This window comes from Amycolatopsis sp. cmx-11-51, assembly GCF_047608665.1.
Classification (GTDB): Bacteria; Actinomycetota; Actinomycetes; order Mycobacteriales; family Pseudonocardiaceae; genus Amycolatopsis.
Window position 1 is genome coordinate 249,075 of the sequence record NZ_JADNQO010000007.1, and the last position, 13,176, is coordinate 262,250.

Annotated in this window: 14 protein-coding genes; 7 read left to right on the plus strand and 7 right to left on the minus strand. The window is 67.5% G+C overall.

Annotated features, from left to right (window positions below):
- Positions 1-297 precede the first annotated feature (297 nt).
- Together ACM6LU_RS24540 and ACM6LU_RS24545 are read left to right on the plus strand one after the other, a co-directional pair.
- Positions 298-948: a hypothetical protein gene (locus ACM6LU_RS24540; protein WP_414940100.1), complete on the plus strand. Its 651-nt coding sequence runs from the start codon at positions 298-300 to the stop codon at positions 946-948.
- A gap of 40 nt (positions 949-988) precedes the next feature.
- Entirely contained in the window at positions 989-1,312 is a 324-nt protein-coding gene (locus ACM6LU_RS24545) for a hypothetical protein (RefSeq protein WP_414940101.1), read from the plus strand.
- 91 nt (positions 1,313-1,403) lie between these two features.
- On the opposite strand, the gene ACM6LU_RS24550 is transcribed toward ACM6LU_RS24545, so the two are convergent.
- On the minus strand, positions 1,404-1,862 hold the full coding sequence (locus ACM6LU_RS24550) for a hypothetical protein (RefSeq protein ID WP_414940102.1): 459 nt from the start codon (positions 1,860-1,862) through the stop codon (positions 1,404-1,406).
- A gap of 154 nt (positions 1,863-2,016) precedes the next feature.
- On the opposite strand from ACM6LU_RS24550, the gene ACM6LU_RS24555 reads away from it, so the two are divergent.
- Together ACM6LU_RS24555 and ACM6LU_RS24560 are read left to right on the plus strand one after the other, a co-directional pair.
- Positions 2,017-2,913 (plus strand): ABC transporter ATP-binding protein, encoded by an 897-nt coding sequence (locus ACM6LU_RS24555; protein WP_414940103.1) that lies wholly within the window; start codon positions 2,017-2,019, stop codon positions 2,911-2,913.
- Complete coding sequence (locus tag ACM6LU_RS24560; RefSeq protein ID WP_414940104.1) at positions 2,903-3,727, plus strand: ABC transporter permease; 825 nt, start codon at positions 2,903-2,905, stop codon at positions 3,725-3,727. The genes ACM6LU_RS24555 and ACM6LU_RS24560 overlap by 11 nt, the downstream gene beginning before the upstream one ends.
- Positions 3,728-3,962: 235 nt before the next feature.
- On the opposite strand, the gene ACM6LU_RS24565 is transcribed toward ACM6LU_RS24560, so the two are convergent.
- The 3 genes from ACM6LU_RS24565 to ACM6LU_RS24575 all read right to left on the minus strand — a co-directional run bounded on the left by ACM6LU_RS24565 (position 3,963) and on the right by ACM6LU_RS24575 (position 6,035).
- A complete protein-coding gene (locus ACM6LU_RS24565) occupies positions 3,963-4,820 on the minus strand; it encodes an oxidoreductase (protein ID WP_414940105.1) in 858 nt (285 codons plus the stop codon).
- Positions 4,821-4,908: 88 nt separating this feature from the next.
- Complete coding sequence (locus ACM6LU_RS24570; RefSeq protein WP_414940106.1) at positions 4,909-5,592, minus strand: TetR family transcriptional regulator; 684 nt, start codon at positions 5,590-5,592, stop codon at positions 4,909-4,911.
- A 29-nt stretch (positions 5,593-5,621) separates the two neighbouring features.
- Positions 5,622-6,035 carry a PGPGW domain-containing protein gene (locus tag ACM6LU_RS24575; protein ID WP_414940108.1) on the minus strand — a complete coding sequence of 138 codons (414 nt, stop codon included), beginning with the start codon at positions 6,033-6,035 and terminating at the stop codon, positions 5,622-5,624.
- 145 nt (positions 6,036-6,180) lie between these two features.
- On the opposite strand from ACM6LU_RS24575, the gene ACM6LU_RS24580 reads away from it, so the two are divergent.
- Together ACM6LU_RS24580 and ACM6LU_RS24585 are read left to right on the plus strand one after the other, a co-directional pair.
- Positions 6,181-7,410: an MFS transporter gene (locus ACM6LU_RS24580; protein ID WP_414940109.1), complete on the plus strand. Its 1,230-nt coding sequence runs from the start codon at positions 6,181-6,183 to the stop codon at positions 7,408-7,410.
- Complete coding sequence (locus tag ACM6LU_RS24585; protein WP_414940111.1) at positions 7,410-7,751, plus strand: YciI family protein; 342 nt, start codon at positions 7,410-7,412, stop codon at positions 7,749-7,751. The genes ACM6LU_RS24580 and ACM6LU_RS24585 overlap by 1 nt, the downstream gene beginning before the upstream one ends.
- A 273-nt stretch (positions 7,752-8,024) precedes the next feature.
- On the opposite strand, the gene ACM6LU_RS24590 is transcribed toward ACM6LU_RS24585, so the two are convergent.
- From ACM6LU_RS24590 to ACM6LU_RS24600, 3 genes are all read right to left on the minus strand, one after another.
- Entirely contained in the window at positions 8,025-8,609 is a 585-nt protein-coding gene (locus ACM6LU_RS24590; RefSeq protein WP_414940112.1) for a CE1759 family FMN reductase, read from the minus strand.
- Entirely contained in the window at positions 8,606-9,685 is a 1,080-nt protein-coding gene (locus tag ACM6LU_RS24595; RefSeq protein ID WP_414940113.1) for an LLM class flavin-dependent oxidoreductase, read from the minus strand. The genes ACM6LU_RS24590 and ACM6LU_RS24595 overlap by 4 nt, the downstream gene beginning before the upstream one ends.
- Before the next feature lie 246 nt (positions 9,686-9,931).
- Entirely contained in the window at positions 9,932-10,825 is an 894-nt protein-coding gene (locus ACM6LU_RS24600; RefSeq protein ID WP_414940114.1) for a hypothetical protein, read from the minus strand.
- A gap of 278 nt (positions 10,826-11,103) precedes the next feature.
- On the opposite strand from ACM6LU_RS24600, the gene ACM6LU_RS24605 reads away from it, so the two are divergent.
- Positions 11,104-13,155 (plus strand): DNA gyrase/topoisomerase IV subunit B, encoded by a 2,052-nt coding sequence (locus ACM6LU_RS24605; RefSeq protein WP_414940115.1) that lies wholly within the window; start codon positions 11,104-11,106, stop codon positions 13,153-13,155.
- The last annotated feature ends 21 nt before the right edge of the window (positions 13,156-13,176 follow it).

The window sequence follows — 13,176 nt, forward strand, 5'->3', positions numbered from 1 at the left end:
CTTCCCGCGAATGGGGCAATAGTGCCACAACGGAGCAGTGATCGGGAGCTTTTACCTACACTGAGTCATCTCAGGCATCCAAAAGAGGGACGCTTTGTTAGCAAACCTCACGACTTACGCCAAATGGCGGAGCGCGGCCTGCCTCGTTCCGCGAGTGCCGCGACGGTACGGCCAAGACCACTGAGCCATCCGGCCTAATCTCGCAAGATTCTTGTGCCACAAGGGTTTCCGGCCGCACATACCGGGGCACTCACGGCCTGTCGGGGGTTGACCGGCAAACATCCGGAGGAGATAACGATGCCAACGTGGTTGGTCATCATCATCGTCATCGCCGCGGTCCTGGTGGTGGGAGCCACTGCTTGGTTCGTCATCCAGGGACAGCGCAGGCGGCGATTGCAAGAGACGTTCGGCCCCGAGTACGAGCGGGCCGTCAAGGAACACGAGAACCCGCGGGAAGCGGAGCGCGACCTCACGTCGCGGATGAAGCGTCACTCGGATCTCGACATCCGGCCACTGCCGTCGTCCACAAAGGACCGGTACGCGCAGGAGTGGGCGCTGATCCAGGAACAGTTCGTCGACCGTCCGTCCGGCGCCGTCGTCGACGCGGACCGGGTGCTGGTCTCCCTGATGGCCGAGCGCGGTTACCCGACCGAAGGGTACGACCAGCAGCTCGCGGATCTGTCCGTCCGGCACGCGAACGCGTTGCGGCACTACCGCGCCGGGCACGACACGTTGGAGCGTCATCGGGAATCCGAAATTTCCACAGAGGACATGCGTGAAGCGATGAAACACTATCGCGAGGTTTTCGAAGATCTTTTGACCGACGACGGTGACGAAGGAGCGAAGAGTCATGGAAAGCAGGCCTCTGGGAACCGAGGGAACGGAACCGCGGACCACGGAGAGCGTCGTCGGGACGACGGACAGGCTCGACGAGGAACGGACCGCTGACAACGGCGACTCCGGGCACACGCTGAGCACCGAGGACCTGGTGGCGACGGATCCCTCGCGCACCACCGAAGCGGCCGCCGAGCCCCAAGAGGACGAAGTGCAGACGTTGTTCGACAACGTCGACGTGGACCGGTTCCGTGACAGCTGGCAGGGCATCCAGACGGCCTTTGTGGACGATCCGCAGCGGGCGGTCAAGGAAGCCGACGAACTGGTCGCCGTCGTGATCCAGAACCTGGCCGCGACGTTCGCGGACCACAAGAAGGAACTGGAATCCGCGTGGAGCCAGGGCGAACCGGCCACCGAGGATCTCCGGATCGCGTTGCGCCGCTACCGCTCGTTCTTCAACCAGCTCCTCAGCGCCTGATCCCTCAAAGTACGTGAAGGCCCCTTCCTCGCGCCTGGCGCGAGGAAGGGGCCTTCACGTACTTCCGGCAGGCAACCGCATGGGTCGGGTCTCACGAGCTTGTGGTCGATCCCGGCCGCACGATCATCAGTACCGTCACCACGGCCCACAGCAGGTTGAACATCCCGGTGTACATCGCCACGCGCCCGGCCGTCAGCGGTTCCGACGGTGGCTGGGCGTCCAGGGCCGCGAGGATCGCGTTCTGCCCCGGCAGCACGAGCAATGCCAGCACGCCGGCGGCCGCGGCGGTGAGGACGATCGACGCGAGCACCCACAAGTCACCGAACACCCGCATGCTGCCCGCGGTCGCCAGCCCGAAGAACGGCACCGCCAGGCCGAAGATCGCGTAGACCCGGCAGATCCGGTTGAGCAGGCGCGGCACGGACAACCCGGAACCCGGTTCGACGTACGCGCGCCGGGCGGCCGCCGGGAACATGCTCGCCGCGACGGTCACCGGGCCGATCGCGATGACGGCGGCCAGTACATGAAGGATCAAAAGTACTTTCGACACGCGGTCGAGCCTATGATCGGCACCCCGGCGTCCGGTACGGGTGTTTTCGACAGATGTCGCAGGATTCCGGCCATGCCCTACGTCCGGCGACGTACGCCGAGTGCCGCCTGTGAACGGATGTGGTGGGGCCTCGCGCGGGTCACCATCTGTCACCATGAACATTCCCGTGGACACAGACGAACTCACGAAACGGTACGGCGAGCACCTCGCCGTCGACCGGATGAATCTGACCGTGCTGCCCGGTGAGATCTACGGTTTCCTCGGCCCGAACGGGGCAGGCAAGACGACGACGTTGCGGATGCTGCTGGGGCTCGTCCGGCCGACGTCCGGCGGCGTGCGGCTGTTCGGCAGGCCGCCGGGCGCCCTCGACGAGGTCGGCGCGCTGATCGAATCGCCAGGGTTCTACCCGTATCTGTCCGGTTCGGACAATCTCAAGGTGCTGGCCCGGTACAGCGGGACGGATCCGCTCCGCGTCGGCGAAGTGCTCGCGCTGGTCGATCTCGCCGATCGCGGCAAAGACCGGTACTCGACCTACTCCCTCGGCATGAAGCAGCGGCTGGGTGTCGCGGCGGCGCTGCTGAAGGACCCTAGGCTGCTGATCCTCGACGAACCGACCAACGGGCTCGATCCGGCGGGGATGGCCGACATGCGCGTGCTGATCCGGCGGCTCGGCGCGGAAGGCTGCACCGTGCTGCTGTCGAGCCACCAGCTGGGCGAGGTCCAGCAGATCTGCGACCGCGTCGGCGTCGTCTCCCGAGGCAGGCTGGTCGCGGAGAACACGGTGGCCGAACTCCGCGGCGGCACGGTGCTGCACATCGAAACCGACGAGATCCTGCGTGCCGCCGACCTGGTGAAGCACTGGATCGGCGCGGAAAACGTGCGGACGAGCGGGACCGGGCTCGATCTGACCGTCGATCCGGAACGCGCGTCGTGGCTGAACCGCGAACTCGTCACGGAAGGGATCCCGGTGCGCGAACTGCACGTCCGCGAGCGGGATCTGGAACAGGTTTTCTTCGAGCTCACCGGAGAGGTGGCAGGTCGTGTGGGGTAGCTGCATCGCCGAGCTGGCGAAACTCGTCCGGCGTCCGGCGAACTGGTTCATGCTGGGGATCGCGGTCGTTCTCGGGCTGACCTTCACCTACCTACTGCCGCTGGCGGGCGCGGCGGGCTCGTCGAGCGGGGCGCCCGGCACGGATCGCGGACTGGCCGCGACCCTGCCCTCGAACCTGGTCGGCAACTCGATCGGCGGGCTGCCGGTGTTCCTCGGCGCGATCCTGCTCGTGATCGGCGTGCTGGCCGTCGGTACCGAATACGGCTGGAGCACGTGGAAGACCGTGCTGACACAGGGTCCTTCGCGACTGACCGTCTACAGTGGAAAGTTGTTCGCGCTGGCCGTCGCGACGCTCACCGTCGTGCTGATGTGCTTCGCGACCGGTGCGGTCACGAGCGCGATCATCGCTTCCTCGGAGGGCGAGCCGATGAACTGGCCGTCGGCGGGCTCGCTGCTCACGGGAATCGGCGCGGGCTGGCTGATCGCGATGACCTGGGCGGTACTCGGCGCGGCGCTCGCCATCGCGATGCGCGGGGTGGCGCTGCCGATCGGGCTCGGTCTGGTGTGGCTGCTGGTGGTCCAGAACCTGCTGTTCGGGGTCGCGGCCCCGCTGCTGGACTGGGTCGACACCCTCCAGCGGGCCCTGCCTGGAGCCAACGCCGGTTCGCTGGCCGCGTCGCTCGGCGCCTCGGGTGCGACGCCGGGGGTCGGGGAACTCGTCGGTGTCTCCCAGGCGACGCTGGTGGTCGCCGGATATCTGGTGGTCTTCACCGGTCTCGGCGGCTGGCTGCTTCGGCGCCGGGATGTGCTCTGAAAGGCCGAGGCGGCTAGTAGTCGCTGTGTGAGGCTGACGATGAAGGAATGGGGACGTTGAGTGTCCCCATTCCTACCTCGTCGCGAGGTCACACCGGTTGCGAGGCTTGATCAACAGAGGTACACGGACATACACCCGAGTACTAGCGACGCCAAGTCCGGACTACCACCAGCAGCTCTGCGACTTTGCCGGGACCCTGATTTTGAGGGCAGTGAAGGAGGCCCTCACGGACCCGCTAGGCGAGGGCGTCGAGGTCCGCGACGACGTCCGCGGGCAGTTCCAGCTTCGCGGCGGCGATGTTCTCGTGCAGGTGCAGTACCGACGAAGTCCCCGGGATCAGCAGGATGTTCGGCGACCGCTGCAGCAGCCACGCGAGCGCCACCTGCATGGGCGTCGCGTCGACGCGGCGGGCGCAGTCGTCGAGCACGCCGGACTGCAGCGGGGTGAACCCGCCGAGCGGGAAGTACGGCACGAACGGGATGTTGATGGCCGCGAGAGCGTCGAGCAGGCCGTCGTTGGCACGGTTCGCGACGTTGTACTCGTTCTGGACGCAGACGACCGGCGCGATGGAGCGGGCTGCCTTGACCTGTTCCGCCGAGACGTGGCTCAGCCCGAGGTGCCGGATCAGGCCCTGCTGCTGGAGTTCGGCGAGGACCTCGAACGGCTCGGTGATCGAGACCGGGATCGGGAAGACGCCGTGCTCCCCCACGAGCCGCAGGTTGACGACGTCGAGCACATCGACGCCGAGGTTGCGCAGATTGTCGTGGACCGCGGAGGTCAGCTCCTCACGCGAGAGCGCCGAAGGCCACCCCTTGTCCGGAGTCCGCTTCGCGCCGACCTTCGTGACGATGTGCAGGTTCTCCGGGTACGGGTGCAGCGCCTCGCGGATCAGCTCGTTGACCGTGTGCGGCCCGTAGAAGTCGCTGGTGTCGATGTGGGTCACGCCCAGTTCGACAGCCTCGCGAAGGACGGCGATCGCGGCTTCGCGGTCACTCGGCGGCCCCCAGATGCCGGGGCCGGACAACCGCATGGCGCCGTAGCCCACCCGGCTCACGGTGAGGTCGCCGAGGGTGAAGGTGCCGCCTGGGCTCATGATCGCTCCTTGTACACGTGGGTCCCCTGCCCCACCCTATGCATGATCACGCGGCTCGGCTCGCCCGGGAGGGAGCAAGGGACCTTTGCTATCGCCTGGGGCTCTGACCTGCGCGAACAACCAGTCCGACCAGCTGGTTCGTCAGCCCTTCGGTCAGCCCGTCGACGAACATCTCGCGGCCGGCGGGCGCTCCCCGTTCGGCCAGGACCGTCGCGACAGCCTCCCCGGGGTTCGCGTAGGGCCACAGTCCCGCGACGAGGATGAAGACGGCCTTCGCGAAGTGTCCGGCCGCTTCGGCGTCCAAGGTGACCTGGGAGCGGACGACGTCCGCGAGCCGTTCGGTCCGTTCACCCGCCCGGGTCTTGAACGCCCGGGCGGTCTCCACGGAGATGTTGCGTTCGAGTACGGCGGCCATCGTGCTGATCAGCTCGCACAGCAGGCGCTGCCGCGAGATCGACGTCGCGATGGCGGTCGCGACGCGCACTTCGCGCTCGTAACCAGCCTTCGCCTCGTCAGGAGCGCTTAACTCACCTTCGAGTTCGTCGAGCCACGCTACCCAGATCGAGTCGAGGACCTCCAGGAAGATCGCCTCACGGCTGTCGAAGTACCGCAACACGTTCGACTTCGCCAGGCCGACACGATCGCTCAGTTCTCGCAGGCTGATCCGGGATACGGGCCGCTCGGCCAGGAGTTCGCGCGCCGCCCCGAGGATCGCCGTGCGCCGGGCCTCCACCTGTTCCGGCCGCCGGGCGCGCAGGAAATCGGGGGACACGCGCCGCACGGTACCAGACCACCCGGCTGTTATTCGGCCTTCGCGACCCTCCGAGCCTGAACCCGCTTGTAGCTCCAGATCAGCAGAGCGAACAGGATGAGCCCGGACAGGATCAGGCTCGAACCGGTGCTCCAGCCGCCGAGTGGCAGATCTGGTACGAGTCCCCAGACGATCCCCGCGGCCAGCAGGCCCAGCCCGGCCAGCACCGAACCGGCGATGCGCAGCGGAGACGAAACGCTGTCCTCAGCCGCCTTCATCGCCCTGTCGCGGATCGGATCGACGAACTTCTCCACCGCCGGGAACTCCGAGGCCAGCACCAGCAGACCCGCGAGTACGAGCAGCAGGCCCGGTCCTGGCAGCACGAGGAGCGCGATACCGACCAGCAGGAGAATGACCCCCGCGATCAGGATCAGCACTTTCCTCACGGGTTTTCCGATGCCCACCGTTATCTCCTCGCCGTCGTGTTCACTCCGATTGTGCCGGTAACGCGCTGGTCCTGCCCGGTTCGAAACTTTTCGCCGGTCCTGTCTGTTCCGGGTGAAGCCGTTCGTCGGGGTGGTGAACCACCCCCGAAGGACGGAGGCACGCATGCACCCCGACCCCCGCCGATGGCGAGCGCTGGCCCTGCTCTGCACGGCCAACTTCATGGTCATCCTGGATTCGCAGATCGTCGTGCTCGCGGTGCCGTCGATCGAACGAGACCTCGGTTTCGACGGCGGCGGGACACACTGGGTCCTCAGCGCGTACCTGCTGAGTTTCGGTCTGCTGCTGCTGCCGGGCGGCCGCGCCGCCGACCTGCTCGGCCGCCGCCGGACGTTCTCGGCGGGGACGGTGTTGTTCCTCCTCTCCTCGTTGTTGTGCGGGTTCGCCTGGAGCGACGACGTCCTCATCGCCGCCCGCGTCCTGCAGGGGGTTTCGGCCGCGTTGATGGCGCCGAGCGCGCTTTCGCTGGTGATGACGACGTTCACCGACGACGGCGAACGCACCAAAGCGCTCGCCGCGTGGTCGGGAGTCGGCGGCTTCGGCGCCACGGCGGCGCTGCTCATCGGCGGGACGTTGACGCGGGCGTTCGGCTGGGAGTGGGTGTTCTTCCTGAACATCCCGGTCGCGCTGATCCTGCTCGTGTCCACGCCGGCGCTGCTGAAGGAGAGCCGTGACGCGTCCCGGCGCGGGGCGCCGCTGATCCCGCTGCGGATCTTCTCGTCGCGGATGCTCACCGGCGGCAACCTGGTGATGCTCACCAGCGCGATGGGCGCGTTCGCGGTCTCGTTCCTGATTTCGCGCTACGCACAGGAAGTGCTCGGCTATTCACCGCTGCTGTTCGGCGTCGCGACGGCGGTGCTGCCGGTGATGGCGGTCGTCGGGGCGTACGGCGGGCAGGCGCTGATCCCCAAGATCGGCGTCCGGGGGTTGGCGGCCGCGGGCACGGTGCTGCTCGGTGCCGGCTGCCTGACGCTGGCCGGTGTCTCACCGGACGGCGCCTACCTGACGGATCTGCTGCCCGGCCTCGCCGCCTTCGGACTCGGACTGGGCGCGGCCACGGTCGCCGGGCCGATGGCCGCGCTGGGCGGCGTCGACGCCGGGGACACCGGGCTCGCGTCCGGCATCACCACCGCCGCCTTCCAACTCGGCGGCGCGCTCGGTGTCTCGGTAGCCTCGGCCGTGTCGGCGGCCGTCACCGGGGCCGCGACGTCGGCGGAAGCCGTGACCGGCGGCTTCCGCGCGGGATTCGCGGCCGCCGCCTGCTTCGCGGCACTGGGCCTGGCAATCGCGCTTTCGGCACTGCGGCCCGAAAAAGCCCTGGCGATGGAGGACTGATGCGCTACATGTTGCTGATCTGCGGGAGCCCGCACCCCGGCACGGACGGCTGCGACGACCCGCTCGACGAAAAGACGCAGGCGTGGGTCGACGAGATGACCGCTCGCGGGGTGCGGCTGTCCGGCAGCAGGCTCCGGTCGACGGCCACCGCGACCACCGTGCGCCACCGGGAGGGCGAACTGCTCGTCTCGGACGGGCCGTTCGCGGAGACGAAGGAACAGATTCTCGGCTACGACCTGATCGAGTGCGCCGATCTCGACGAGGCGATCGACGTCGCGTCGAAGCATCCGGTCACGAAATTCGCGACCATCGAGATCCGGCCGATCTGGCCGACTCCCTAAGCGTCGTGAGTGGCAAGGACGGTTGGAGCCGAGCGTGTTTCAGGTACCTGCCGCGGTGCGCGGGTGGCGGTTTCGCGTGATTAGAGGAACGGCTCGCGTGACGGGATGGACGACACGCGTGTCCGGGGGACGACTCGACGCACACCCGGCCGCGCGCGTGTCGTCCGCTCCTTCACGCGTGTCGTCCGTCGGCTCACACGTGCCGTCCAACCAATCACGCGAAACGGCCAGCCCGACATAAGGGCCTCGTGAGTGGTAGCAAAGGTCCCTTGCTCACTCCCCCGCGGCCAACAGCTGCTCAAAGGGCACGAACCCGCTGCTCGGAGCCACGACCGCCCCCTCCGAAGACAGCCGAGTGGCGAACTCCCGCCCAGCCCGCGAAGCCCGCGTGTCGAGATCGCCCGGAGACGCCCAGTCCGACGAAGCCGCGTACACCGCCGTCGCGACAGGCTCGGCGCGAAGGTACGCGAAGAGCGGACGCAGCGCGAAGTCGAGCACCAGCGAGTGCCGTTCTGTCCCGCCGGTGGCGCCGATCAGCACCGGCTTCCCGTCGAGTGCCTTCTGGTCCAGCACGTCGAAGAACGACTTGAACAGCCCGCTGTACGACGCGGTGAACACCGGCGTCACGGCGATCAAACCGTCCGCGGCGGTCACCGTGTCGATGGCCGCGCGCAGGGCCGGGGAAGGAAACCCGGTCAGCATGTTCTTCGTGACGTCGAGGGCGAGGTCGCGGAGTTCGATCACCTCGATCTCCACGTCCGGCAGCACCGCAGAAGCCGCCGCGGCGAGTTTGTCCGCGAGCAGCCGCGTCGAAGACGGCTGGCTCAACCCCGCGGTCACGACAGCGATCGTCGTCATGCCAAAACCTCCGAAGCCTTGAGCGAAGCGTGAGTAGGAGCCTCAGGCACGTGAGAAGGACGAAGAGAGTCGAGTTCCTTGCGCAGCACCGGGATCACGTGTTCTCCCAGCAGATCGAGCTGCTCCAGCACGGTCTTCAGCGGCAGCCCGGCGTGGTCCATCAGGAACAGCTGACGCTGGTAGTCGCCGAAGTGCTCGCGGAAGGTCAGCGTCTTGTCGATCACCTCTTGCGGGCTGCCGACGGTCAGCGGCGTCTGCTCGGTGAACTCCTCCAGCGACGGCCCGTGCCCGTACACCGGCGCGTTGTCGAAGTACGGCCGGAACTCCCGCACCGCGTCCTGCGACTTCGGCCGCAGGAACACCTGGCCGCCGAGTCCGACGATGGCCTGGTCCGCCTTGCCGTGGCCGTAGTGCTCGTACCGCTCGCGGTACCGGCCGATCAGCGACTGGAAGTGCTCCTTCGGCCAGAAGATGTGGTTCGCGAAGAACCCGTCGCCGTAATAAGCGGCCTGCTCCGCGATCTCCGGGCTGCGGATCGAGCCGTGCCAGACGAACGGCGGGACACCGTCGAGCGGCCGCGGGGTCGAGGTGAATTCCTGCAGCGGTGTCCGGAACTTGCCCGACCAGCTGACCACGTCCTCGCGCCACAACCGGTGCAGCAGGTGGTAGTTCTCGATGGCGAGCGGGATCCCCTGCCGGATGTCCTGCCCGAACCACGGGTACACCGGGCCAGTGTTGCCGCGGCCCATCATCAGGTCGACGCGGCCGTCGGCGAGGTGCTGGAGCATCGCGAAGTCTTCGGCGATCTTCACCGGGTCGTTCGTGGTGATCAGCGTGGTCGAGGTGGAAAGGATGAGTTTCGACGTCCGCGCGGCGATGTAGCCGAGCATCGTCGTCGGCGAAGAAGGCACGAAGGGCGGGTTGTGGTGCTCGCCGGTCGCGAAGACGTCGAGGCCGACCTCTTCGGCCTTGAGCGCGATCCGCACCATCGCCTTGATCCGCTCGTACTCGCTGGGCGCCTCCCCGGTGGCCGGGTCGGTCGTCACATCGCCCACCGTGAAGATTCCGAACTGCATGACCTGCTCCCTGGGCCGGATTACCGTTGCTTGAGCGTTCAACCTCACGCGCGCAAGAAGTATTCCGGACCATCGGGGCCAGCTGAACGGGTGACTCACGCCGGCCACCGCCACTCCCGAACCCTCCATCACCGCGACCATCTGCGCGAAATGCTGCGACAGCCGCGATCCCGCCTTGGCCCAACTCGACGATCGCGAACAACCGCACCTCGCTCGACCAGCACGGCCCGCGCTGTGCGGAGGTGCTCACAGCAGCCCTCTGACCACCGGATCCGGGACGTGCAGCCAGGCGCGGACCTCGGTCTCCTTCTCGTGCACGAGCGCCTGCCGGTAGCTCATCGTGTCGAGACCGGGGCCGCCCTGGTCCTGGACGTCCTCGTGGAACCGGTCCGAAACGAGCACGACGACGGGCGAGCCGTCCGGCGCCTCGGCCAGCGCGTCGCGCAGCACCCGTGAATCGAGCAGCCGCGCGAGCAGCACCTTCGGCCGTCCCGTCACGCCGTATTCGTCGAGCGTGATCTCGCCGGCGTGGATCGCCACCCGCACCCGGATCCGGAGGTCGGGCGCCGTGACCACGTTGTACCGGGCGAGCTCCGCGGCGAGCTGGGACAGGAGTGGATACAGCAGCCGGAACTTCGGGAAGTGTGGCGGGACCACGACGATCATGCCGTCCCCGGTGTCGCGTTTCAGGCAGGCTTCCCAGGCGATCCCGCTGGCCTCGAAGGCGCTGGCCATCAAACCGAACAGCATCCGCCGGACCTGGACGAAGATCTCGCTGCTGCGCCCGACCTGGCCGAACCCGGCGATGTCGATCGAGAACAGGCCGCAGTGCATCCCGGACTCGACCCACGCCTTCGGCGGCGGGTAGAGGATCTTCTTCCGCAGCAGGGCGAGGTGGACGCAGCTCACGGTGACGAACAGGACCGTGCCGAAGAGCCAGGCGAACGAGAGCATCGCCTCCGACTCGCCCTCCGCGGCCGCCCGCTCGAGCAGGAACGTCATCGCGACGGCGATGCCGCCGTAGCCCGGCACGAACAGCCAGAGGATGCCTCGCCGCAATCGGATCGCGGCGTGCGCGACCGGTAACAGTGCGAGCATGCCGAACGACCCGACGACCACCACGAAATACCAGAGACTCACGACGCGTCGTGCGGTCGAGACGCGTGTGGGACCGGTTCCGACGGCCACCTTCTTCCCCCCGTCACCCTGTGACACCGAGAACGATAACGCCTCATCCGAGGTGCCGGGAAGCCGCTTTCCGCAGCGATGGCCCGGCCATCGGGACAGGTGGTTCGCCACACCGAGGGCCTTGGAGAAGACTAACTGTCGGGGCCGCCGGATATCCTCCAGTACGGTGTCGCGTTGAACGCCACCGTCACGAGCAAGTTCGCGAGCCACGACTCCAGGAGAAAGACCCAGTGACTGCTGAGACCCTGTACGGGGCCGACGACCTGACGCATCTCGAGGGTCTGGAAGCGGTCCGCAAGCGTCCCGGGATGTACATCGGCTCCACCGACAGCCGCGGTATCAACCACCTGTTCTCCGAGGTCGTGGACAACTCGACCGATGAAGGTGTGGCGGGTCACGCCGCGAAGATCGTGGTCACCCTGCACGCCGACGGCAGTGTCCAGGTCGACGACGACGGCCGCGGCATCCCCACCGGCACGCACGCCAAGTCCGGTTTGTCCGGTGTCGAGCTGGTGCTGACCAGGCTGCACGCCGGCGGCAAGTTCGGCGGCTCGGGCTACAAGACCTCCGGCGGCCTGCACGGCGTCGGCGCTTCGGCGGTGAACGCGCTGTCGCACCGCTTCGACGTCACAGTGAAGCAAGACGGCAAGGTCCACCAGATGTCGTTCGCGCACGGCGTGCCCGGTGTCTTCGACGGGCCCGGCCCGAAGGCGAAGTTCACTCGCAAGTCCGGGCTGAACATCACCGGGAAGATGAAGCGCGGCGAGCGCGGCGGCACTTCGATCCGGTACTGGTACGACTCGCGCTACTTCGAGACGGGCGCCGTGCTCGACGTCGAGGGCGTCCGCGCGAAGATGCGCAACACCGCGTTCCTGGTCCCCGGCGTCACGTATGTGCTGCGCACCGCCGTCGACGACTCGATCAGCGAAGAAACCTTCCACTTCCCTGACGGCCTCGCCGACATGGTCGACTTCCTCGCCCCGTCCGGCGAGAAACCCGTCTGCGGCACGCTGATCATCAACGGCGAAGGCACGTACAAGGAGAACGCCGCCGACGCCAGCGGCGTCATGCAGTCCAATGTGGAGCGGCACGCCGAGATCGAGGTCGCGCTCCGCTGGGGCACCGGCTACGAGCGCACGGTGGAGTGCTTCACCAACACCATCCGCAACGTGCACGGCGGCACGCACCGCCGCGGTTTCGACCGCGCGGTGCTGAAATCCCTGCAGGACGCCATTTCCAAGACCCGCGGGCTACTGAAGCCCAAGGAAGACATGCCGACCGTCGAGGACGTCCTGGAGGGTATGACGGCGGTCGTGCACGTCCGGCTGCCGGAGCCGCAGTTCACGTCGCAGACCAAGGACGAGTTGTCCACCGCCGGGATCACCCGGGTCATCCAGGGCGTCGTCGACAAGCACATCCGCGCCTGGACCGAGGAGCGCAAGACCAAGTCCGAGGCCAAGGTCGTGCTGCAGAAGGTGGTCGACGCGGCCCGCGTCCGGCTCACCCAGAAGCAGCAGAAGGACGCCGCCCGGCGCAAGACCGCGCTCGAAGGCGCGGCCATGCCGCCGAAGCTGGTCGACTGCCGCACCACCGGCGTCTCCCGCAGTGAACTGTTCCTCGTCGAGGGTGACAGCGCGCTCGGTTCGGCGCGGATGGCGCGCGTCTCCGAGTATCAGGCGCTGCTTCCCTTGCGCGGCAAGATCCTCAACGTCCAGAAGGCGTCGCTCGGCGACACGTTGAAGAACGCCGAGATCGCCTCGATCGTGCAGGTGCTCGGCGCGGGCAGCGGGCGCACGTTCGACCTGACGACCATGCGCTACGGCCGGGTGATCCTGATGGCCGACGCGGACGTCGACGGTTCGCACATCCGGACGTTGCTGATCACGCTGTTCGCCAAGTACATGCGGCCGGTGATCGAGGACGGCAGGCTGTACGCCGCGATGCCGCCGCTGCACAAACTGGTCACCAAGGGCCGCAACCCGGAGACCCACTTCACCTTCAGCCAAAAGGAGATGGAGACCAAGTTCGCGGCGCTGGAACGGGCGGGAAAGCAGATCGTCACGCCGGTGCCGCGGTTCAAGGGCCTCGGCGAAATGGACGCCGACGAACTGTGGGACACCACGATGAACCCGGCCACCCGCTCGGTCCGCCGCATCACGCTCGACGACGTCGAAGCCGCGGAGAACGCGCTCGAACTGTTGATGGGTGAGAAGGTCGAACCGCGCCGCAACTGGCTGGTCGAGTCCTCCGACCGGGTCGACCGCGAAGCCATCGACGCCTGATTTCGTTGCTATTCAAGGAGC

Bases quoted from the DNA above. Each gene is read 5' to 3' on its own strand.
- ACM6LU_RS24580 (WP_414940109.1), top strand. From the start codon at position 6,181: ATGCACCCCGACCCCCGCCGATGGCGAGCGCTGGCCCTGCTCTGCACG.
- ACM6LU_RS24585 (WP_414940111.1), top strand. From the start codon at position 7,410: ATGCGCTACATGTTGCTGATCTGCGGGAGCCCGCACCCCGGCACGGAC.
- ACM6LU_RS24565 (WP_414940105.1), bottom strand. From the start codon at position 4,820: ATGAGCCCAGGCGGCACCTTCACCCTCGGCGACCTCACCGTGAGCCGG.
- ACM6LU_RS24595 (WP_414940113.1), bottom strand. From the start codon at position 9,685: ATGCAGTTCGGAATCTTCACGGTGGGCGATGTGACGACCGACCCGGCC.
- ACM6LU_RS24540 (WP_414940100.1), top strand. From the start codon at position 298: ATGCCAACGTGGTTGGTCATCATCATCGTCATCGCCGCGGTCCTGGTG.
- ACM6LU_RS24590 (WP_414940112.1), bottom strand. From the start codon at position 8,609: ATGACGACGATCGCTGTCGTGACCGCGGGGTTGAGCCAGCCGTCTTCG.
- ACM6LU_RS24555 (WP_414940103.1), top strand. From the start codon at position 2,017: ATGAACATTCCCGTGGACACAGACGAACTCACGAAACGGTACGGCGAG.